Source organism: Paenalcaligenes sp. DL 463 (assembly GCF_057475185.1).
The window spans coordinates 624,654-647,368 of record NZ_JBYBKX010000001.1 but is presented as its reverse complement, the minus strand read 5'-3'; the positions used below and the strand labels follow the sequence as shown (position 1 = coordinate 647,368).

Genomic DNA, 22,715 nt, shown 5'->3' with positions numbered 1-22,715 from the left:
GCACTACCAACTTACGGTCATTCTGACAATAGTACCTTAAGCAAACAATTGGGGTAAACGTTAGTAAACATTGTCAGTTCCACCCTCCTCAAGATGACCTAACAACCTACCTAACGGTAATTTCCTACTTTATTTAGATGTGGAGGCGGACTCGAGTAAGTCCATGTGTAAACGAATGCAGTCACTTCGATAGACGATTTCAGCCACATAGATGGCTTCGTTCTCTTTGGAGGTGACGACAAAATGGCACTCTGCCGTTGGCGCACTGAGCGAAACCCCAAGCAATTGGGCGATTTCAGGTTCTGCTGTGCCAATGGTCATGGTGAGATCGGCATTTCCTACAAGCTCATCTTTCATCTCGTTAATAACTGACAACGAGGTGCGCTTGCTGAATTCTTCTCGATAACGATCAAACAGGCTACGCTCTAAATGAACGCTTACCACCGAATACGGCACCCCATTACGCATTTGATAGCTGCGCAAAAAACCGTATTCTTCAGCCATCTTCCCTTCACCGACTGCCAACCGAGGGAAAGCGGGCGGGTCGTCTACGCTAATAAAATACGGTACGTTATCTTTAATGGAACGGATCATGCCATCCCAGGAGGTTTCTAAGGTTAGCCAACGTGTATCGTTAACCTTCTCGGCAACAAAGGTGCCCCGCCCTTGTTGGCTGGTCAGCAAGCCTTCACGTACGAGTAAGCCAACAGCCTGACGTACCGTGACGCGCGCGCGCTTAAACTCATCCTCGAGCTCTTCGAGCGTTGAGATTTTCTCACCGGGCAGCCATTCTCCGGTTTCGATACGCCTTCTAAGTGCTGACGCTACTTGAATGTATGCAGGGATATTTCCACTTTGGCTTTCCACATGTCGTTTCCGCATAGATGGCTCTCATGTTATTTTTGGCGTCAACTGCTATCTGCAGCATCTCTAGGGTAAAGAGGGATGCATAAAGAGTGACAGTTAGCACTCAGGATGTCGACACTTAGGTTAAAGGGTTACTTATCCTACAGATGATAAGACATTCTGCTCGAAAAATCAGTGCTACGTTAGTCGAAAGTCTCACCCATTAGAACGAGTGGACGAAAACATAGGTAATTTTTATCGTCAGTAGGACATAAAAAACAAAGGCACGCACCCAGAACAAAGCCGTGTGCGTGCCTTTTTAACGTCGCTATTAGCACAGAGTTTAATAAAACGTACAGCGCCATCCAATCGATTTAGTGTAGAACCCCCTGATTCACACTGACTAAGTTGACCGCTCCTTCCTTTACTTTGACCAAGAAGGTATTCGGCACGCTTTGACCACTAGCACGCCCTTCTGGCCCGGCCTGATTGAATTTAATTTGGCCACTTAAGCCTAGAAGCTCGACATTCCATAGGGCCTCTTGGATTTTGCTGGGCTCTGCCTCGCCCGCATTCTCAATGGCAGCCGCCAATGTGCGAACAGCATCAAAACCACGGAAACTAGTGGTAAGACCAGCCTTGTCGAGTTTACGCTTATTCCATTCGTCCACAAATTGCGTGGCCAGCTCTGGGTTAGACGAGGCTGTTAAGTCCCACGGTGGAAACATGACGTTGTGCATGGTTCCTTCGGCCGCGCTTCCAGCGTGAGCAATCAATTGATCGGGGCTTGAAGACCCTCCCATGGAGATAAGCTGTCGATCCAACGCTAGCGCCTGAGCCTGTTTCAGCACCAGTGTCAGTTGTTCTACGGCGGTGACAACAAACAAGGTATCTGAACCTGAGGCTCTTACCTCGGCTAGCTGCGCGGAAATATCTTGAGCATGCTGATCCATGACTAGCGACAGACCCGTCTCGATGCCTTGTTCTGCAAAGATTCGCTTCATGGATGCCATCGTGCCTAAGCCCCAGTCATTATTCACGACAAGAAAGTCGGCCTTTTTAACCCCCAACGTTGCTAGGTTATGTGCGAAACTGCGTGCTTCCATCTCGTTGGTTGGACAGATACGGAATACATAGGGGTTACCGGCGGTAGTGATCGTATCGGCTCCCGCATTCTCGACTAATAACGGGACCTTGTACTCCATCATTTTGGGTAGCACGGCTAAGGTAAAGGTAGAGCCCCACGCACCGATAATCGCCGAGACCTTATCCCGGACAATCAGTTTTTCAGCCGCATTCGCCGACTCTGTGGGATTACTTTTATTATCTTCAACGACTAACTGCAGAGGCCTGCCAAGTACGCCCCCACTGTCGTTGATGTAATCGACTGCGATTCGTGCCCCATTCAATATGTAGGTGCCCGATGCTGCAACGGGACCACTTAATGGTTGAATAATGCCTATCTTAATCGGTACTGGTTTCTGAGCTGCTGCAATGCTGCCAAAGCCAAGGGCTGCGACAACACAGATGGTTTTTAATAATTGTCTACGCATACCACTATCTCCTCCAACAACCGTTATTAGAATGACTTACATCTTTACGAAAACTCCATCATCAATGACTTTTGTTTGATAAACCGCGATCGCATCCGATGCGGGCTTACACAGGGCCGCTCCTGTGCGTATGTCAAAACGTGCTTGATGCAACGGGCACTCGATCTCACAGCCTTCCAAATAGCCATCTGCAAGGTAGGCGTGCTCGTGGCTACAAATCCCATGGGTAGCGTAAAACTCGCCATCCACCTTATACAAAGCAACAGCGCCTGCGGTGCTTTGCACGCTCAACACATCACCGTCGCTTAAGTCGTTAGCATCTGCCACACGCTCCCATTCGGGCCCTAAACTTGCTTGCGTTTCAGCCATAACTCACCTCATAAGGGGTAGATAATTGAATTCGGCACCAAGTCACCGTCGAACACACAGACCTTTTCTTTGAACCTCAATTGATCGCCCTGCTTTTCAATCACATCAAGGTAGCGGCCCGTATTAAAAACCGATGAAAACGACTCGGGCATGGTGCGCATCACCACATAATTCGCCTCCACATGAATGTCGTTTCCTTCCACGCGATGAATGCGAGGGGGGTTGATGATGTGACGTTGAAAGTAAGGCACATGCATAATGGTGTCGTTCATACCATTCACGCGATCCCACAGCATGGCCTTGCTCTCCAGCTTTAAGGTGGACATGCGCGAGCCTGAGTCGAAGTTCTCACGCGACACAATGCGATAACAACACTCGTCTAGGAAAAAATCAGGCCACGCTTCAAAGCGAGTGTTATCAACACACGCTGCGTAATCGGCGTACAAATTCTGTACGGCTAAGTAAAGCGTCATATCCATTCTTATATCCCCATCACTTTTCGGTAATACTGATACATGCCGCGAATCAAGGTTTCAGATATGTGGGTATCCGTATCGGCAACCTCTCGGCCACCTAACTCGCATAAGGTCTCACCATCAGGGTTGGCCATCATTCCATCCTCTACCATCCCAATAATTTCGCTGTCATCTGCTGACACGAACCCCGCCGGACCAAACAGATTGGCCTGACGTAGTCGACGCTCTGTCATCTCTTCGGTGTCGTCCGCAAAGCCTAAATGCGTCCAGATATAATCAAAATTTCGCGGGCCTCGTGGAATCACTTGACGCATAGCAACCGAGTTGATTTGTTGCTGAACAATCAGGCTTGGAAAAATGCTATGGATGACGGCAGTGGGCCCTCCCCACCATGACTCTTCTGCAATATCAAGGAAGCGGCCATCATTGAGTTCTAAGTTTTCTCTAAAGCTCGCAATGCCTTCGGTGGCTTCCCCTTTACCCCCTTCATTACGAACCGTGACCATCGCCGAGTGACGGAACTGTTCGTCCATCACGTTTTCAGACTCGTTATCCGCACGCCATAAACCGAAATTAACAAACCACGTGTGTAAAAGACCTGGGTGATAACAGTCTTTTAAATTCTCATGAATCAACTTCCAGTTACCTGGCACACGCTGGCGGTTGTAACCCAACACGACTAATTCGCGACCGTCAAAGACTCGCTCAAAATATTTCAGCATCGTCGGGCCAAGAAAGGTCTTAAAATCTGGCACATTGGGATCAAAACTCGCAAAAATCACGCCGTTATAGTTCACGACTTTTAGTTTTGTTAGGCCATGCTCTTCGCGCTTGAAGTCGCGGGGCATCCCTCCTTTGCCCTTAATTCCTCTCATGAACGGCACACCAAGCAAATTACCTTGCAGATCGTAATTCCACTGGTGATACGGACATACAAAGTCTTTACGATTACCTTTGGCTTCTTTGCAAAATTGCACGCCACGATGGGCACATCGGTTCTCTACTACATTGATGTCGCCATTCTCGTCACGCACCACCAGCACATTTCGTTCACCAATCCAGGTTCGCTTAAAGTCGCCCTCATTGGGAACTTCGCATGCTAACCCTACATAATTCCAATGAGGACCGTTAAAAATGCGTTCGAGCTCACGCTGATAAATGTCTTCATCGGTGTATAGCCAATAAGGCATACGTGCTGAGCCCTCTCGTTCCCAAACCCGCATCGGCGTAAGCCCCAACTGACGTGGATCGTTCATATTCTGTCTCCTCATACCGTATAAAAATTAATCTATGAATCCATCGCGGCACGCGTTTCCAATAAGGCGGGCAAGGAAGTCGCTAACTCTCTCGCCTCATCCACGAACGAACCGCTTAATGCAAAACCCAGAAGCTGACCCTGCGGATCAAAGAAAGACGATTTCACGCCCGCCTCAGCGCACTTACTCTCCCATTGCCCGTCAGACTGGGCAGGAGGAAGGCACACGACGGTTGGGCAAGCAGGGGTTTTAATGGTGACGGGCATCGCGGCGTATTGCAGATCGTCGCCTGCACCGCCTATGGTTTTGGCCAAAATACGGGCTGCCGGAGCAATGGGCGCAATGTAAGGCAACCACAGGCCTTCAACTTCGGCACAATCCCCTATCGCATAAATATTGCTCGCGCTGGTGCGCAACTGCGCATTGACAACAATCCCATGCGCCACCTCAAGCCCAGCCTGCTGGGCCAACGCTATGTTTGGGCGCAAGCCGGTGGCTGCTAAGACCACATCCACCTCCAATACGGACTGGTCTGACAAACTCAGCACATAAGAAGACGCCATACGTACAATGCGATTCACACCGGTATTCAAACGACAGTTCACACCGATGTTTTGCAGTGCGCTAACCGTGAAGGTGGCATTGTGTGCGGGAAGCAGTCTAGCCAAGGGTTGAGCCGCGATGTCAATAAGAGTGACCTGATACCCTGCATCCGCCAAATCATTGGCAAACTCACAGCCAACAAGGCCGGCACCAATAATGGCAATTGTTCTTTTTCCTTCCAACGCACTACGAAAACGTTGGTAGTCAGACAAGCTATTCACAGCCAGAACATTCGAAAGCGAGTCAGAATCAAGTGGCAAGGGTACCGGCTCGGCACCCGTGGCCAATACCAAGTTATCGTAGGCAAGGGTTCGGCCTTGCAAGGACACGATCTGCGCCACCTTGTCGATAGCCATAACGCGTTGATGAGTTAAAACCTGACCCCGAATTTGCTGAGCCATTTTCTCAGACGTACGTACAACAAGATCAGAGGCATTCAGGCCTGAGCGTAACGCTTCAGATAATATAGGCTTAGAATAAAAGTGCCCGTCGTCTTGTGTCACCAGCGTAATGTCATCAGTTTTATGATGTTTACGTATCTCTCGGGCAGCCGTGTAACCCGCTAAGCCACTACCTATTATTACAGTTGACATCATCTACTCACCTCGCTCCGCCTAGGCGTTAACACAGATCAACGCTAGTTAGTATTGTTTTAAATGTAGTCAGGGGCCCTATAGGTGTCCATGTCAAACGGTTAATCTCTACTATGTTGAAAAATGAATATTACAGACCTAAACATTAAGCTTTTACTCGCGTTTGAAGCCCTACTGACACACCGTAATGTGACATTGGCTGCCGATTCAATTGGACTAACCCAGCCTGCTCTGAGCGTGTCTCTGCGCCGATTACGTGAACTGTTTAACGATGCGCTTTTTGTTCGTACCTCGTCAGGAATGGAGCCTACCCCGCGTGCGCTAGAGCTAAAAACACCGATTCTGGAGGCTTTAGGCCAGCTTCGGGAGGCCCTAAACCGCACACAAGACTTCGACCCTAAAACATCCACACGCACCTTTAATATTGCGATGACGGATATTGGTTCACGTGTCTTTCTGCCCCCGTTACTCATCGAACTTAGTAAGCAGGCCCCAAACATCAACCTCAATACCGTTCAGCTTCCGGTTAAGGGGCTTAAAGACGCCTTAGAATCTGGTGAAATGGATCTGGCCTTTGGTTTTATACGAGGACTTTTCGCAGACAGTTACCAACAAGATTTATTCTCACGTTCTTATGTTTGTTTGGTTCGTCGAGATCACCCCACTGTTGGCAGTCACATCAGTTTAGACGAGTACTTGACCATGCCACACGCGGTGGTAACCGCGACGGGTTCAGGCCATGGCGTGATCGAAAGCGTATTGAGCAAGAAGGGTTATCAGCGCCGAGTCGCGCTACACCTGTCTCATTTCTTGGCCATTCCCTTGATTATTTCAAGTACCGATTTGATCGTGACGATCCCTACGATGCTGGCTGAATCGTATGCTACGACAAGCAATATTAAAATACTGCAGCCACCCATCGCTTTTCCTGAATACACCATCGCCCAGTACTGGCACGCGCGATATCACAATGACGCTGGCAACCGCTGGCTACGTGAACTTACCTATAAACTGTTTCGCGACAGCGAAAGTGTGTTCAATCCGGAAAAATTTGAAATCGGCTTGTAATAACAGCTTGGGTAACGAGACAGATTTAACAATCAAACTCGCTATCCGTGCTGCCCTAGTATCGTTAAAGCGCTTGAACTAAGGCAGCACAAGGATTCCCCTCTTAGTAGTACGTCACGATTAGGACGTGGGTTCGTGATAATCGTGGATATACGCTTTAAGGGATCGATTCTCAAACTCTTGACTCTCGTGTATGGCCTTAGCGACGTCATAGAACGACACCACGCCATGGACCACCCCGTCGGTGACGACAGGCATATATCGCTGACGTACATCGACCATCAATTCCCGCAGTTCTTCAAAAGTCATTTCTGGACCGATCACAATGGGGTCGGGCTTCATGACATCTTTGGCTAAAAGTGCTTCCCAACCTACCAGCGGCTGATTAGGACTTTGAACCTGGTATTGGGCAAGGGTGTTAATGACTTCACGGAACGATAGCAAGCCAACTAATCGGCTATTTTCTATCACCAATAATGAACCCGCATTGTGATACGCCATGGTAATAATACATTGTGACAAAGGCGTATCCGGCGCTGTTGTGTACAGAATCCCTGACTTATTTTTCAGAATATCGCTAATGCGCATATCAGTCCCCCTTATTTATTTGAGGAGATTGTTAGTAAAGTGTAGAATGGGACGTACTATCCTCCTATAAATAGTATCTTATCAGTGGTTGTTTTTTAAGTAAACTCCGAAACCCAAAGTAATACCTGACTTTATGTCACTATCTATCATTATAAGTTAGAAGGAATATCCCTTACATGAGCGCTTTGCTAAGCCTACATAATCCCCGACGTGCGCAGCAATATTATGCGCAGGGTATATGGGCAAACGATACGTTCTACTCACTGCTAAAACAGCACACTGAACAAGACGCTGACGCTTTCGCCGTTCGTGACGTACGCCGTCGTTTAACCCGTGGCGAGCTTATTCAGGAGGTAGACCTTGTAGCCGAGCACCTGCACAGCATTGGTTTGCGCGCAGGTGACCGTGTTGCCATTTGGCTACCCAGCTGCGTAGAAAGTGTCATCATTTATTTAGCCTGCTCTCGCAATGGCTATGTCTGCTGCCCATCGCTACACAAAAACCACACAGTGCAAGACGTCGTTACCTTATTAAACCGCGTGCGCTGCAAAGTGTTGTTCACACAATTAGGCTATGGCTTTGATCCGCATGGAAAGACGATTCTTAACCATGTAAACGGTGACATACCCACACTTGAACAGGTCTATAGTCTTTTTGACCCGTTGATTTCTACCGATACGCTACCCGTCTGTGTGAAGCCCTATCCTACACATCAGAACATGGCTTTCACTCAACCGCCACCTGAAGATGATCCGGATACGGTACTGTACTTAGCTTTTACTTCCGGCACGACAGGCATGCCCAAAGGCGTTATGCATAGCGATAACACCTTACTGGCCAACGCCCGAAGTCTAGTTGCTGATTGGGGACTAAACGCATCGTCCATTATTTTGAGCCTAAGCTCGATGAGCCATCACATCGGCACGGTTGCTTTGGGACAAGCCTTGATTGCAGGCGCCGAGCTGGTGTTGAGCGACTCCTCCAGCCCTAGCCAGTGGCTAGACTGGATTATTACATCTGAAGCCACCTATGTGCTTGGCGTGCCAACCCATGGCATTGACCTGCTTAATGAGATGGGGCAACGTCAACTACATAAAATGGGACACGTTGAGGTGTTCTACCTTTCTGGCGCCGTGATACCACCAGCACTTGCCCAAGCCTTGTTTAATATGGGCATCACGCCACAGAATGCCTTTGGTATGAGCGAAAACAGCTCACATCACTACACCTTACCGAATGACTCAGAAGCACTTATTGTGAGCACCTGCGGACGTAGCTGCAACGGCTACGAGACGCGTATCTGGAAGCAAGACGATCCCGACACCGAAGCTGAGCCCGGAGAAATCGGAGAGCTAGGCGGACGTGGGGGCTTATTAATGCTGGGCTATTACGATAACCAGCAAGCCACTGAAGACTCGTTTAATCGACAGGGTTGGTTTTTAACCGGCGATTTAGGCAGTATTGATGAAAATGGCTACTTGCGTATCGTAGGTCGTAAAAAAGAAATCATTATCCGTGGTGGACGCAATATTTATCCTAGCGTTATTGAAGATTTAGCCCATGCGCATCCCTACATACGTCAAGCCGCCGTCTTTCCGGTTTCTGACACCCGGCTTGGAGAAAAGGCCTGTCTGGCGATGACTTTAGAAGCCAACGAGTCTCTGGACCCTTTAAACTTGTTGGACTATTTATATGAAAACGGCTTATCGAAATACGATATGCCTGAGTATGTCGTGTTTTTAGAGCAGCTTCCCCTGACTTCCAGTGGAAAAATTCTAAAACGCGAATTGACCGACGCCGTGGACCGTGGCGAGCTCATTCCCTCACCTGTACGTTGGCAACAAAAACCTGCCGCCAGCACGACAACTCAAGCCTAAGCAAAAAAAGTTCGCTGTAGCCAGTTGCTACAGCGAACTTAAAACGAAATCTAACGCTTACTTAGGCGGTGCCAACCTCGACTTCAGCGGCTGTTCTACCCACCTGAGCCAAATACTCTGAAGGCGCTGTCGCCCCTTCCGTATTGAATAACAATACCTTCGATTGTTCGTTCAATCCCACCTCTGCACGCAGCTTCGGATCATCCAGCATTTTCTGTAGTGCTGCAAAACCCGCCGCGCCTGAACCGCCACTGACGATAGGCCGGTCACCGTACTGACTGGCCGCCAACTCTTTCATGGCCATAACGGCTTGATCATCGGTTAGGGTAATAAAGAAATCGGTGGTGGGCTGCAAGAATCGCCATGCTAAAGGCGAGGCCTCACCGCATGCTAAGCCGCCCATCAACGAATCGACCGACCCCGTCGCACTTGCAGCACGCCCCACCAAAGCACTTTGGAATAAACAATCGGCTTGCTCTGGCTCAGCAACAATGAAAACCGGCCGCTGAGCGCCGTAACGTTCCCATAAATAAGCCGCTACCCCTGCCGCAAAACCACCCACGCCACCTTGCACAATGACATGGGTATAAGGCAGTGTGGGGCTGTCTTCTTGACCTGTCTGCTCGGTGACCTCTGCCACAATGGTGGCATAGCCTTGCATCACATCGCGGGGGATTTCTTCGTAGCCATCGTAAGAAGTATCTGACACAACCAACCAGCCTTTTGACTGGGATAAGGCTTCGGCGTGCTCAACGGAATCGTCATAATCACCCTCAACGCGTATGATTTCAGCGCCATACGAGGCTATGGTGTTTTCACGTTCCATACTGACATGCTTACTGAGCACAATCACGCAACGGCATCCGATATCGCGCGCCGCCGCCGCAAGCGACGTCCCATGATTGCCTGCGGTCGCGCTGATCACTGTGAAATCTTTTAAGGCGTCGGAATGTTTACCCGAAAAAAGTGATTTCGCAGTGAATCCTGCCTCAGGGTGTTTGCGCAGAACCAAACGTACCAACGCGATGGAGGCACCCAAGGCTTTAAAGCTGCGTAACAATGCACGCTTGGCCTCGTCTTTTACCGACACTTCTGCCAAGTTATGCGCTTTAGCAAAACCTGCCAAAGGCACTAACGGCGTAGGCGTAGGGCTTAACACTTTCCAGTGCGACAGCCACTCTCGAGACTCTCTGGCCTGCTCCAAACTCATAATTTGACGTAGTTCGTCTGGATAAGCGCTGCGTGTTGCAAACTGACTTTTAACAAACATATTTTCCCCTATGCATACCGTTAACTCTGTTCTTAGATACGAAGCTTCGCTACTTACTGAGCGCATGCAGCGCTAGGCTCTTGCGCTAAAACTTCATCGATGTAGTACGTAAGCTCAGATGTGGGCTTACGTTGGAAAGGTTTGCCAGCGTTGGCCGGATAACCCAAGGTGATCATCCCTTGTGCAATCCAGTGATCGGGCAGATCCAACTCATTACGCACCAAGTCAGGACAAAACATCGGCGCGCACATCCAGCAAGACGACAGACCAACAACATGGGCCGCTACCATCAAGTTCTGTCCCGCCATCGCGGTGCTTTGCATGGCCATGCTGTACTCGTGTTGGTTTCGGATATCGTCGCGATACACGTCCATGTCTTCCATACTGAGGCACAGCAAGACAATCGCTGGCGCACCCGTAATGCGAGCAAATGATCGCTGCACATCGGCCTCAATATCCGCCACATTATCGTGGTCTGCCAAGCGATCCCGTCGTAACTTATCACCCATGCGCTTGGCCAGTCGGGCCTTAACCGCGTAATCTTGCATCACAACAAACCGCCATGGCTGTCGATTATGGGCGGAAGGCGCACTCACGGCGACTTCCAATAGCTGCGCTATCAGCGTTTTGGGTACAGGCTCTGAGGTATAGCGCCGCACCGAACGTCGCTCAGCCATCCCCTGCAGCGCTATGTCACTAACGTTTGAAGGCGAAACTGCCAACACATCGCTCTCCTTAAAAAGCAGAATGAAGCATTCATTCACCAAACTACCTAGGCCACCTGCGCTTCAGGTTTAGGGTGCTTTCGCATTAAAAGCTGCACCGGTGATGCAGGCGTGGTGATATGCTCGGCCCGTGCTTTAACCTCGTCCGAAACCGTGCCATATAAGGTGTTACGCTGACGCGGCTCTCTGCCCATAGATACCAAAATATCTCTCATTTTGGGCGCCGTGATTTCCTGTCCATGCGACGCCCCCGCCGATCGAGAAATGGTCTCATTCATTAAGGTGCCACCTAGGTCATTGACGCCTGCATTCAAACAGGCCTTTACGCCGGTAATACCCATCTTGACCCAGGACGCTTGTACGTTGTTAATGTACGGGTACAACACCAAGCGACCCACAGCATGCATCAATACGGTTTCTCTAAAGGTTGGACCACGCCTCGAACGACCCTTACGATAGATGGGGGCCTCCATGTGCACAAAAGGTAGAGGTACAAACTCAGTGAACCCACCCGTTTCCTGTTGTAGAGCACGTAAACGCAGCAAATGTCTTGCCCAATGCTGGTAGCCCTCTACGTGGCCGAACATGATCGTCGCTGTACTGCGCAAGCCGATACTGTGAGCCGTACGCATCACCTCGAACCATTGCTCTGTGGTGACTTTATCCGCACAAAGAACTTGCCGTATTTCATCATCCAGTATTTCGGCGGCGGTACCTGGCAGTGACGACAGGCCATTATCTTTAAGCTGCTGCAAATAATCGGTCAACGACAAGCCCAGCGTTTCTGCCCCTTGCCAGATCTCAAGCGGTGAAAAAGCGTGAATATGGATATCGGGTGCAGCAGCTTTCACCGCTTGGCAAATTTCTGTGTAGGTATCACCGGTATACATGGGGTGAATACCGCCCTGCATGCACACTTCGGTGGCTCCGCGCTGCCAGGCCTCACGCACGCGACGCTGTATCTCATCCAAGGGCAAGTCATAAGGCTTACCCCGCAAATCTTCGGTTGTTTTCCCTTTCGCAAAGGCACAAAACTGACAACTGTAGCTGCAAATATTCGTGTAATTAATATTGCGATTCACAACGAAGCTAACGCTGTCACCATTCACCTTCTGACGAAGCTGGTCGGCGGCTCTACAAATCGCCTCAAACTCTGAACCGTGAGCACGAAACAGTCGCACGATATCTTGCTCGGCAAGTTGCTCACCTTGCTTAGCTCGTTCAATAATGGCCTCGACTTCCGCAAAGGCAGCAGTGTGTCGCGCTGCGCCGCTTTGATTCATCCATGCCAAAGTATTTTCAGGGGGGAGCTGTTGACCACCGGCTGACCACGCTTCGTTTTGAACCAAGCCCATGCCATCAACACTGCGTAACACACGAGTGTGGAAGACAGGATCCACCCATCGTTTCATGTCTCGAACATAAGGTGGGTAAATAGCTAGGCGCTCGACCAACACCTTACCGGTCGCTTGCGTCGCTTTTGCCAACGCTTCCAAATGTGGCCAGGGCGCTTCAGGGTTCACATGATCAGGGGTAACAGGTGACACACCGCCCCAGTCGTTAATGCCCGCATCCACCAACTGTTGTAAGGCGTCGGGTTGTAAGTTCGGCGGTGCCTGAATGGCCATTTCTGGCCCAAAAATAAGACGAGCCGCCGCAACTGTCCAAATATGCTCTTCTAGCGATGGCGCTTCGACTTTCGCCATTAACGTTCCCGGCTTAGGACGGAAGTTCTGAACGATAATTTCTTGAATATGGCCGTACTGCTCGTGTAACTGGCGAATCGCTAACAACGACTCGATACGCTCATGACGCGTTTCGCCTATACCGATCAAAATACCCGTGGTAAAGGGGACCTGCGCTTCGCCGGCGAGCCTTAATGTCTCAAGTCGCGCTTGGGGTACCTTATCGGGAGAACCATAATGCGCACCGCCGGGCTCACAAAGGCGTTCAGAAACGCTTTCCAGCATAATTCCCTGCGATATTGACACAGCACGAAGCTGCTCAAGATCCTCACGCGTTAATAGGCCGGGATTCACGTGGGGCATTAAGCCTGTTTCTTCATAAACCACGCGGCACACTTCAATGAGATAACTGATGGTGCTGTCGAACCCCATGGCTTCTAAGGCTTCTCGTGCCGCGTGATAGCGCAACTCTGGCTTATCGCCTAAGGTAAACAGCGCTTCCTGACAATTCGCCTTGGCACCAGCCCGTGCAATCTCAAGCACCTGCTCGATAGAAAGATACGGTGAAGACACCTTTTTTGGGGCTTGAGCAAAGGTACAGTAATGACACACGTCACGACATAACTGCGTCAGCGGAATAAACACTTTACGAGAAAAGGACACCGTCTCACCATGCCCTGCATCGCGCAACGCACTCGCTCGTGGCAATAATTGAGCCGCAGGAAGGCTGGTTAACGCATAAGCCTGACTATCATCCAACCGTTCGTAATTCACCGTTTTATCGTTATTAGGCATGAGCAATCATCCTTTCTGTAAACTTGAGGTTGCAGACAGTGGCACCGACGCCGTCATGTAACCGGGTGCCATCAAGCGATCCACAGCAGGCGGAGAGCTCAACCGTTGTGCGATGCGCTTTCCACGTAAATAGTGATAGGTCTTTGTTTGGGTGGGGCTTGCCAAAAAGGTCAGCAAATCGGAGGGGCGATCAATATCACACTGCACCCCCGGTAGCACGATGGCGTTAGGCGTAATCCCTTTGGATTCGGCCACGCTGCAATGTGCTGCAAAGCTTTGCAGGCCAAAACAGTTGGGAATGACATCGGGTGGAGAGCACAGCAATACGTTCGTGCCCCCATCCGAAGGGGCTGCCACCAACGTGACGGCAGGACTTGCCGCGTGCACGCTAAGCAAATGCTCCACCCCATTCACGTCGATCCCAGGAATGTCTGCCGGCACAATCATCATGCCCTCGTAACCCCATACGCTTAAGGTTTGTGCCGCATGCGCTAAGGCTTCGGATAAGCCACGCGCGATGGGATCGATGATAATTCCAGCCCCCAATGAGCGTCCTAGTCGAGCCACTGTTACATCGTCTGTGACAATATAAACAGCCGACAATGACTCGCTCTGGCGTAATACCGTAACGACATCTTCAAGCATGACGCGTGCTAACTGCTCGCGCTCACGCTGACTTAGCACCGAGCACAAACGCTGCTTGGCCGCAGCAAAACCTTTGACAGGCACCACAGCGGCTATTTTTTCACGGCTCATAAGGATTCCTCCGTCAACGTTGCTGGCGCGCTTTGACCTAAGGCATGCGCGAAGCGCAATGTTTCACTGGCCAAGCGCAACGCGTCAGTGGCATTGCGCATTAACGTAGAGGTGGCTAAAGCGGGCAGACGTAGCTGCGGTAAATCGTGATCATCGGCATGATCAATCACCAACCCGTTAAGGAAGGGCTGATACACCTCGGCGATGGCCTGAGAGTTCGTTGCCAAACCCAGCTCTTTCATGATTTTTGCCGCCGGCCCCTTGACCGCCGAACCACCAATTAGGGGTGACACCGCAACGATGGGCACCGTGCTGTTTATCAATGCGTCTCGCACCCCAGGCAACGACAAGATAGGGTCGATGCTTAACTGAGGGTTAGACGGGCAAATAATAATCGCCTCAAGCGAATCATCATTTAATGCGTTCATCAGCTCAGGATTAGGGCGTGCATTTTCAGCACCAACAAAAGACACCCCTTCCACACAAGGTTCCGTGGCACGTCGAACAAAATAATCCTGAAAGGCCAAAACCCCTTCATCGGTGTGAACCATGGAGCGGACCGTGTCATCAGTCATGGGCAACACCTGCGCTGCAATGCCAAACTGCCGACAAAACTGAGCCGTGATTTCACTAAGCGTTTGGCCCTCGTGCAGCCGTCTCGTGCGTTCAATATGCACGGCTAAATCTTTATCACCCAATGCAAACCAGTTGGCGGCACCCAATTCGGCCAACGCTTGCATGCAATGCCATGTTTCGTCCGCCCGCCCCCAGCCTCTGACCGTGTCATTTTTACCGCTTAAGGCGTACAGCACCGAATCGAGATCAGGACATATTTGTAAGCCCAAATGGCTAAAATCATCGCCAGTATTCACGACAACTTGCAGTTGTCCGGGCTGCGTTATCAATGCATTTAAGCCAGCGGCTAGCTTGGCGCCACCTACACCACCACACAGTGCCAGCACTCTTCCTTTGGGCCAATAAAGCGTGGGTTCTTTTGTGATGTCCATCTTGCACCTCGATCGCTAACGGAATAGATCTTGCTTTTTCGGTCTGAGTAACGTGCGCGCCGGATTATTGTTTGCCGCATCCCACGTTAACCCCCGTACGTGCACCACCGGCTTGGCGGCATCGGTTTGCCCCATTAATAGGGACGCGGCAGCGGCTAGCTCGTCGGCAAAAGCAATTTCTGAGACCCGCATGGCCCGACCATACAAATCAGGCTTATCAATTAAGCTGACAAGACTCGGTAGACCCGCCGCCCCCAATGCCACACCCGTAATCCCCTGACGCCAAGGTCGCCCAAAACTGTCATTGATCAACACAGCAACATCAGCATTAAAGTGCGCATCCAAAGCGGCTTTCAGCTGCGCACAGGTGCCATCAGGATCCAAGGGCAACAGCAACGCACACTCTTCACCATCAGGATGCTCGATGTTTGATTGATCCACACCGGCATTGGCCATGATGTAGCCCAGCCGATGCTCGACAATGATCAGATCAGGGCGTAGAGCAATCACATCCTGACTTTCAGATAAGATCAGCTCGATCATGCGCGGATCTTTGCCCGTAACCTGGGCCACTTCATGCGCTCGAGGCGACGGGGTGACGTCGCATAAACGCACGAGCCGGCCTTCGGCTTTAGACACAATCTTCTGCGCCATCACCAAGACGTCATTTGTCTGCAAAACAATGTCATTTTTTTCCAAGCTGGCGATCAATAAACTCGCCAGATCGTCGTCGGACGTGACCATAGGAAAATCATGCAATGCTTGCAAAGACAGAGGGGGCACGGGTGGTTTCTGCATACCGTACTACGCTCGTGAAAGCCCAGTAATCTGGATACCAGCGCAATCCACTTTGTAGCGTTTGTTAATGCCAATTAGCAGCGAGGTCAGCGCCTCGGCCGCAACCGAGTTAGCGATCGGACCCGCATCAACACCAAACAAACCCATGGCTTCAATCAAGCCAATCACCGTTTGCCGTGCTTCTGGATTGTTTCCAGTAACCAAAATATCGCACGCGACAGGACCATCAGCTTGTAGCTTGGCTGCTCCTACGTTTTGAAAGGCGGAAACCACATGAGCCTGCTCACCAATAGCGTTGTGAGCGATGATGCCGGCCGACCCTTCAGCGGGCAATTGGACTACCGCCACCTTAGGCGGCGCCAGCGCCACGACCGCATCGATCACGATCTTATCGTTTACGACGTCTTTAATTTCATCTAACAACGCACTGTGATTCGAGTAAGGCACGGTTAACACCACAATGTCGCCTTCGCGAGCTGCCTCTAGGTTGCTGTTTCCACGTGCAGCGGGCGCACCAGCAGGCACACTCAGTTGCGCGGCTGCTTCTTGCGCTTTTTCAGCGGCTCGGGAACCCACAATGACAGGGTATCCAGCTTGCGCCCAACGTTTAGCCAAACCCGACCCTAAAGCACCTGTGCCACCAAGAACGGCAATGGTAGGTAATTTCTGCATATAAAGCTCCTACGATAAATTGAGACCGATGCGTTGAGGCAATCAGGCCAACTTCATTTCTGTAAGGGGAACGACCTTAACGCCTGCCGCTTCCAAGCCTTCTCGTACTTTCGCCGCTAATGCAACCGCCGTCGGCTCGTCCCCGTGTACACACAATGAGTCAACGCGACGCTTAATACGTTTACCTGAGACGGTGAGAATTTCACCTTCAACCACCATTCGCACCACTTGATCAGTGGCCTCTTGCGGATCTTTGATGACCGAACCCGCAATCGAGCGCGACACCAAATTACCGTTGTCATCGTATCTACGATCGCAAAAGCCTTCACGAGCCAAGGTCAGCCCTAAATCAAGCGCCGCTTTTTCCATCTCTGAGCCCGACAACGCCACGTAAATGAGGTCTCGATCTACCGTTTTGATAGCGCGACCAATGGCTGCTGCATAGTCATAATTCTCGGCGGCCATGTTGTTCAAGGCACCATGTGGCTTCACGTGGGTAACCTTTTGACCCGAAAATGTAGCCATCGCTTGAAGCGCACCAATCTGATAGGCAATTAAATTTTCCAGATCGTTCGCACTCATCTGAATACGACGACGGCCAAACCCCCATAAATCGTTAAATCCTGGGTGGGCACCGATGCTGACACCCTCTTCGCCAGCTCGCTCGATGACATGACGCATGGTGAGCGGATCACCAGCGTGAAACCCACATGCAATATTTGCTGAACGGATAATTTTTAGAATTGCATTGTCGTCACCGATATCGTAGGCACCGAATCCTTCACCCATATCAGCATTAAGGTTTACCGCCAGAGTCATTTCACTATCCTCAAAAGTAGTGCTGATTACGACCAAGGCTTGTGTGCCAACTACCTATGCACACCAAATCGTCTCCAGCTCGTTCTTGTTTGAAATAATTATGTATATGTTTCGCAGTCAGTATATTGTACTATTAATAGAAAGACAATACGACCACACTTAGATTCAGTTTTTATCGATCACCTTGTGATGTTCAACAATGAGCAATCTGGGAGTAAAAAAATGACAGTGCATTTTTTAAATGCAGGAGACACAGCAATAGTGGTGCAGTTCGGTGACATTATTGACCGTGAGCTCAGTACACGTGTGCTACAGCTTAGCCGCCAAATCCGTGCAAATGCCGTTTCAGGCGTCACCGATTTAGTGCCTACCTTTAGGTCACTACTGGTCAACTACGACCCTCTACAAACCAGTGCTTCGGAATTGAAAGCCCGTTTGGCAACCCTGCTGGACAACGTGGATTCTCAAGCCTCTGAAGCAAGACAACTTAGTATTCCTGTTTGCTACGAAGGAGAGCACGCGCCCGACTTAGAAGACGTAGCACGTTTAACGGGCATGAGTCCGGCAGAAGTGGTTGAAACTCATAGCAACACGCTTTTTCATGTGTATATGTTGGGCTTCGTGCCCGGCTACCCTTATATGGGGGATCTTCCTGAAAGGCTCGTCCTCCCTCGGCGAGCAGACCCCCGCATGCGAGTGGCCCCCGGGTCGGTAGCCATTGCTTCCACCATGACAGCCATCTACCCATTAGAGAGCCCCGGTGGCTGGCACTTAATTGGCGCCACTCCCGTCAAGCTTTTTGATGTAGAGCGTCAATCCCCTGCCTTATTTCGTCCGGGGGACAAAGTCCGTTTTGAACCTGTCAGCGCCGCACAGTTTCAGACCATCCGTGACGATGTTGAGGCAAACCACTTTAACGTACTAATTGAGAAGGTTTCATCATGACAGCAGTGATTACCGTGCTTGACCCCGGCATGCACACAACCATCCAAGACATGGGCCGTTACGGTTATCAAGATGTGGGTGTTCCAGTTTCGGGGGCACTCGATAAAGTAAGTGCGCGGCTGGCCAATGCGCTAGTTGGCAATCCGGCCAATACACCCGTGCTTGAGATGATTTTGCACGGCCTAACCGTTGAGGTGCAAGCCGATTCCGTACGAGTGGCCCTTTTTGGTTGTGATGGTACGTTTGAAATCATCGGCTCACGTACGCGTGTTATTCCGGCAGGACGCAGCGCTCGCGCCATACGCGGCGACAAAATTCGCGTCACCAAACTTGGTGAGTCTCTGTGCAGCTATCTCGCCATCGAGGGTGGCATAGACGTGGCGCCTGAACTAGGAAGCACGTCCACCTATGTGCGCGGAGCCTTAGGAGGCTTAACAGGTCGTACCTTGCAGCGGAACGAGACCATTCCACTGACACTCAGCCACGTTGCCACACGAGCGGAGCTCGAACTGGATGCCACCTTTGACTATGGCTATACCCAAGACATACGCGTGGTGCTCGGCCCTCAGGCGGATTACTTTAGCGATGAAGCCTTGCATAGCTTTTTGCATTCTGAATACACGGTGTCTACCCAAGCCGACAGAATGGGGTTTAGACTAGAAGGCCCCACCTTAGCGCACGTTAGCGGCTATGACTTGGTCTCGGATGGCATTGTTAGCGGAGCCATACAAGTGCCGGGCTCTGGGCTACCCATTGTGCTGTTAGCCGATGCACAAACCACGGGCGGCTACCCAAAAATCGCTACCGTCATCTCAGTCGACATTCCCGTACTAAGCCGACGTCCTCCCAGCTCTACGCTTCGATTTATCGCCGTCAGCCTAGAAGAAGCTGAAGATTTGGCACGTGCGCAAGAAAAGAAGCTTTTAGCGTTAATAGATACCGGACTTAAAGAAAGAGCGCCAGAAGGCGTGCTGGATCTGGCCGCCTTACGCAGCGAAAACTTAGTCAGCGGTGTCATCTAACCGAATACTTATGCTTCAGTAACGCGGTAGCCCAAACACGACCCCCTACGGTTTGGGCTACGAATAATGCGCCCTGTTCTCTTTAGCAACCATGAATCAACAGCTTTATCGCGATAAATGTATTCCAAATGTAAAGACTCAGTCTCGGTCTGTACAGAAATGTATTAAATGATATGATAATGTCTCATCCCAACAAGGTCGATAACGCCGAAAATTAAGACCTGTGGGCATGACAAAGCAAAAAACCAAGGATAAAAATATCCTGATGTCTAGGCTTTGTGAAAGAGCTGCTTAGCAAGCGACTTCCCAAAACCACGACTTATTCCTATTACCTTCTTTTTAACACTCTTGTCACCGCACGAAGAAAAGGAATAAGCATTACGTAGCGCGAAACCATGCAAAGATTCTGGAAAGAACTGTTAACACTCAAGTACACATCGGGGATGCTTGGCCCCGGTGCGGATGAGGCCTTTGCACCGCTCACGACCCCCAAGATCAAACAACGCGTTTTAGTCGCACACCTCACGGTTAAATACCGTCTCGCCATACAGCAATACATTGGTCGCCCCCTTGGCCGCCGCTTGCTTCAACGCTGGATGCAAAACAAAACCGCCAGTCAATGCGTGGAAGCCTTTGGTCTACCACGTCATATTATTGAAGAAGTGCTGGGAGACGACGCCCTTACCCTGCATGTAGACCCTCGTAAACTGACACGTATTACCGAGCCCAACCCTCAAAGCGATGAGAAACGCCCCTCTTCGTTAGCCTTTATTTGGAATGGTTCGTGGGATCAATACAGTGAGGATTTACGTGATGGCTCACGCTATCAACTGATTAGTGAACTGGATGAAAACCGAGGTCAGCTTGAACGTACAACGCATTTTCAGAAGTTAATGGCGTGTATTGAACAGGGGTCTCCTTGGGCTTCGCACCAAAAAGGGGTGCTACTCGACAGCTCGGAAAAGATTCGAGACTACCTGCAGATTTACATTGATTTTATGGACGACATGGCCATTAACGGCTTTGACCCGTCGCGAGGCAAAGACGCCTTGGGCATTGCGATTACACGCCATGGGCGAATCGTAAAGGTTAACCGGGGACTGCACCGTCTCGCGATGGCTCAACGCGTTGGCCTACCCTCTATTCCGGTGCGAGTACGGAGTGTGCATCGCCTATGGTGGAACGAGGTCACGCAAGGCAGTACGGGGATAGCGGCGCTAGAAAAACTACAGGCAGCACTTCAGCACTGCACACCCGAAGACGCCCCTGAAGCAACAGATGATTCGGCAATGCAGGCCACCGTGTCCACACACATTTGGCCTGCACCACGATACCTTCAACAGGAATCGCGCTAATACAATTTCTTTTGTGGTGGTCCAGCGAAGTTCAAGGGTCCAATACTCGCCATGTCAACTTCAACAACCGAAGGCCCCTTAAGGGCAACCGCCTGTTGAATGACCTCATCAAATTCGGACACAGACTTCACTAAGTAGCTTTGACACCCCATTGACGCCCCCAAGTCACGGTAACTCGGCGTGTGTAAACGATTGAAGTATTGCCGGTCATCAAAATAGCGACGTTGTATACCTCGCATCACACCATACCCCCCATCGTTCATCACCAGCAAAACGATATTTATTTGCTCTTGCACCATGGTGGCTATTTCGCCAATACCTAGCATTAAGCCGCCATCACCCACTAACGCCACCACTTTTTTATCTGGATTTGCCTTAGCGGTACCGATAGCATGCGCCAGACCCAAACCGATTGCCCCTGCTAAAGAATGGATATTACGCAGGGGGGCCTCGATAGGAAATAAACGACTTCCCCATGTGCTGCCCGACATGGTGATGTCGCGCACAAGAATGCCGTCATCGGGCAACGCCTGACGTAAGGCAAAACATATCTCGGCGTAAGGCCCTAGTTGATCGCGTAGCTGCGTCACGGCCTCAGCACGCGCTTGTTGAATTTGTTCATCGTATTTAGGGTCTTCAAAACGATGTTTACCGAGGTCTTGCACTACAGCGCTTAACGCTTCTTTCGCGTCGGCACAAATAAAGTGCTGCACCGTGTAATTTCGTTGCTGCGCCACAGGTACAGCATCGATCTGGATTAAGGCCTTCGGAAACGGCAAGGTATAGCTTTTTGTTTCGTTGCTGCGTAAGCGCGAACCCACCACGACCGCTAAGTCAGCCCCCTGAATTACGTTCTCAACACTCTCGGCATTATGAAAAGCGCCTAAGCTACGTGGGTGGCTGTCAGCCAGTACGCCACGCGCATGGGTAGAACTTACGACCGGAATACCCAGATCAGCCAATGCCCGTATTTCACGCGTCGCATGCAAGGCACCGCCGCCAACCCAAATAATGGGTCGTTTCGCCTGCTGAAGCTTACGATGTAATAACGAGCGGTCTTCGCTGTTTAAGGTAGGAAGACACAGTGCTTGCACCGGATGCAGCTCGTTAGGCAGTTCAATCTCGGCCGCCTGAACATCGACGGGAATCTCGACGCTAACAGGCCCCATCGGTACCGTCGTTGCCACACGGATGGCCTCACGCACGATACCGATTGCCTGTTCTGGATGCGTCACACGAAACGCGGCTTTACTGGCAGATCGCAAAAAACCAAGCTGATCTTTAGCCTCGTGAATAAAGCTAGCATCACGGTCTAGGTATTCTCGCTCAACTTGTCCCGTTAAGTGCAAAACCGGACTGGCCGCATTACACGCTTCAATTAGCGAGCCAACCGCGTTTCCGGCCCCAGCTCCCGTGCTCGTCAACGCAACGCCTAAGCCTTCAAAGCGGGCTTGAGCATCGGCCATGGTGACACAACCCGCCTCACCTCTCGCACAAACAAAATCAATTTTTCCACGTCGACCAATGGCATCGGCAATGGGCAAATTATGAATGGAAACGACGCCATACAGCGTCTGGACCTTATGTGCCTCAAGCAGCCGTGCAATGGCTTCTCCAACCGTTACTTTTTCTGTCAT

Annotated in this window: 21 protein-coding genes; 5 read left to right on the top strand and 16 right to left on the bottom strand. The window is 50.7% G+C overall.

Going from position 1 to position 22,715, the window contains the following annotated elements; all coding sequences use genetic code 11:
- Nucleotides 1–129 precede the first annotated feature (129 nt).
- From AC2UZI_RS02980 to AC2UZI_RS02955, 6 genes are all read right to left on the bottom strand, one after another.
- The gene (locus AC2UZI_RS02980) at nt 130–882 is read right to left on the bottom strand and encodes a GntR family transcriptional regulator (RefSeq protein ID WP_486942341.1); all 753 of its coding nucleotides are present in this window, start codon (nt 880–882) and stop codon (nt 130–132) included.
- 338 nt (nt 883–1,220) lie between these two features.
- A complete protein-coding gene (locus AC2UZI_RS02975; RefSeq protein WP_486942340.1) occupies nt 1,221–2,399 on the bottom strand; it encodes an ABC transporter substrate-binding protein in 1,179 nt (392 codons plus the stop codon).
- A gap of 36 nt (nt 2,400–2,435) precedes the next feature.
- Nucleotides 2,436–2,768, bottom strand: a complete 333-nt coding sequence (locus AC2UZI_RS02970) for a non-heme iron oxygenase ferredoxin subunit (RefSeq protein ID WP_486942339.1) — start codon at nt 2,766–2,768, stop codon at nt 2,436–2,438.
- 8 nt (nt 2,769–2,776) lie between these two features.
- A complete protein-coding gene (locus AC2UZI_RS02965; protein ID WP_486942338.1) occupies nt 2,777–3,247 on the bottom strand; it encodes an aromatic-ring-hydroxylating dioxygenase subunit beta in 471 nt (156 codons plus the stop codon).
- Between the two features lie 2 nt (nt 3,248–3,249).
- Nucleotides 3,250–4,500: an aromatic ring-hydroxylating dioxygenase subunit alpha gene (locus tag AC2UZI_RS02960; protein WP_486942337.1), complete on the bottom strand. Its 1,251-nt coding sequence runs from the start codon at nt 4,498–4,500 to the stop codon at nt 3,250–3,252.
- A 32-nt stretch (nt 4,501–4,532) separates the two neighbouring features.
- On the bottom strand, nt 4,533–5,699 hold the full coding sequence (locus AC2UZI_RS02955; RefSeq protein WP_486942336.1) for an NAD(P)/FAD-dependent oxidoreductase: 1,167 nt from the start codon (nt 5,697–5,699) through the stop codon (nt 4,533–4,535).
- 120 nt (nt 5,700–5,819) lie between these two features.
- Here AC2UZI_RS02955 and AC2UZI_RS02950 point away from each other — a divergent pair, with 120 nt between their 5' ends.
- Entirely contained in the window at nt 5,820–6,764 is a 945-nt protein-coding gene (locus tag AC2UZI_RS02950) for a LysR family transcriptional regulator (RefSeq protein ID WP_486942335.1), read from the top strand.
- 120 nt (nt 6,765–6,884) lie between these two features.
- Here AC2UZI_RS02950 and AC2UZI_RS02945 read toward each other — a convergent pair whose 3' ends face one another.
- Nucleotides 6,885–7,352, bottom strand: coding sequence for a CBS domain-containing protein (locus AC2UZI_RS02945; protein ID WP_486942334.1), 468 nt, complete (start codon nt 7,350–7,352; stop codon nt 6,885–6,887).
- Nucleotides 7,353–7,528: 176 nt separating this feature from the next.
- Between AC2UZI_RS02945 and AC2UZI_RS02940 the strand changes: the two genes are divergently transcribed.
- Nucleotides 7,529–9,229: a class I adenylate-forming enzyme family protein gene (locus AC2UZI_RS02940; protein ID WP_486942333.1), complete on the top strand. Its 1,701-nt coding sequence runs from the start codon at nt 7,529–7,531 to the stop codon at nt 9,227–9,229.
- 61 nt (nt 9,230–9,290) lie between these two features.
- Here AC2UZI_RS02940 and AC2UZI_RS02935 read toward each other — a convergent pair whose 3' ends face one another.
- The 8 genes from AC2UZI_RS02935 to AC2UZI_RS02900 are packed head-to-tail and all read right to left on the bottom strand — an operon-like array spanning nt 9,291 to nt 17,756.
- Nucleotides 9,291–10,499 (bottom strand): diaminopropionate ammonia-lyase, encoded by a 1,209-nt coding sequence (locus AC2UZI_RS02935; protein WP_486942332.1) that lies wholly within the window; start codon nt 10,497–10,499, stop codon nt 9,291–9,293.
- A gap of 53 nt (nt 10,500–10,552) precedes the next feature.
- The gene (locus AC2UZI_RS02930) at nt 10,553–11,224 is read right to left on the bottom strand and encodes a nitroreductase family protein (RefSeq protein WP_486942331.1); all 672 of its coding nucleotides are present in this window, start codon (nt 11,222–11,224) and stop codon (nt 10,553–10,555) included.
- A gap of 47 nt (nt 11,225–11,271) precedes the next feature.
- Nucleotides 11,272–13,704: a 5-amino-6-(D-ribitylamino)uracil--L-tyrosine 4-hydroxyphenyl transferase CofH gene (gene cofH / locus AC2UZI_RS02925; protein ID WP_486942330.1), complete on the bottom strand. Its 2,433-nt coding sequence runs from the start codon at nt 13,702–13,704 to the stop codon at nt 11,272–11,274.
- A gap of 6 nt (nt 13,705–13,710) precedes the next feature.
- On the bottom strand, nt 13,711–14,460 hold the full coding sequence (gene cofC / locus AC2UZI_RS02920; protein ID WP_486942329.1) for a 2-phospho-L-lactate guanylyltransferase: 750 nt from the start codon (nt 14,458–14,460) through the stop codon (nt 13,711–13,713).
- Nucleotides 14,457–15,467 (bottom strand): 2-phospho-L-lactate transferase, encoded by a 1,011-nt coding sequence (gene cofD / locus AC2UZI_RS02915; RefSeq protein ID WP_486942328.1) that lies wholly within the window; start codon nt 15,465–15,467, stop codon nt 14,457–14,459. The genes cofC and cofD overlap by 4 nt, the downstream gene beginning before the upstream one ends.
- 15 nt (nt 15,468–15,482) lie before the next feature.
- Entirely contained in the window at nt 15,483–16,265 is a 783-nt protein-coding gene (gene cofE, locus AC2UZI_RS02910; RefSeq protein ID WP_486942327.1) for a coenzyme F420-0:L-glutamate ligase, read from the bottom strand.
- A gap of 6 nt (nt 16,266–16,271) precedes the next feature.
- The gene (gene npdG, locus AC2UZI_RS02905; RefSeq protein WP_486942326.1) at nt 16,272–16,937 is read right to left on the bottom strand and encodes an NADPH-dependent F420 reductase; all 666 of its coding nucleotides are present in this window, start codon (nt 16,935–16,937) and stop codon (nt 16,272–16,274) included.
- Nucleotides 16,938–16,979: 42 nt separating this feature from the next.
- Nucleotides 16,980–17,756, bottom strand: coding sequence for a LamB/YcsF family protein (locus AC2UZI_RS02900; RefSeq protein ID WP_486942325.1), 777 nt, complete (start codon nt 17,754–17,756; stop codon nt 16,980–16,982).
- A gap of 222 nt (nt 17,757–17,978) precedes the next feature.
- Between AC2UZI_RS02900 and pxpB the strand changes: the two genes are divergently transcribed.
- From pxpB to AC2UZI_RS02885, 3 genes are all read left to right on the top strand, one after another.
- Complete coding sequence (pxpB, locus tag AC2UZI_RS02895) at nt 17,979–18,701, top strand: 5-oxoprolinase subunit PxpB (protein ID WP_486942324.1); 723 nt, start codon at nt 17,979–17,981, stop codon at nt 18,699–18,701.
- Complete coding sequence (locus tag AC2UZI_RS02890) at nt 18,698–19,723, top strand: 5-oxoprolinase subunit C family protein (RefSeq protein ID WP_486942323.1); 1,026 nt, start codon at nt 18,698–18,700, stop codon at nt 19,721–19,723. Before pxpB ends, AC2UZI_RS02890 begins: the two co-directional genes overlap by 4 nt.
- Nucleotides 19,724–20,118: 395 nt before the next feature.
- Entirely contained in the window at nt 20,119–21,078 is a 960-nt protein-coding gene (locus AC2UZI_RS02885) for a hypothetical protein (protein ID WP_486942322.1), read from the top strand.
- Here AC2UZI_RS02885 and AC2UZI_RS02880 read toward each other — a convergent pair.
- Nucleotides 21,075–22,715: a thiamine pyrophosphate-binding protein gene (locus tag AC2UZI_RS02880; protein WP_486942321.1), complete on the bottom strand. Its 1,641-nt coding sequence runs from the start codon at nt 22,713–22,715 to the stop codon at nt 21,075–21,077. The two genes, AC2UZI_RS02885 and AC2UZI_RS02880, sit on opposite strands and share 4 nt — an antisense overlap.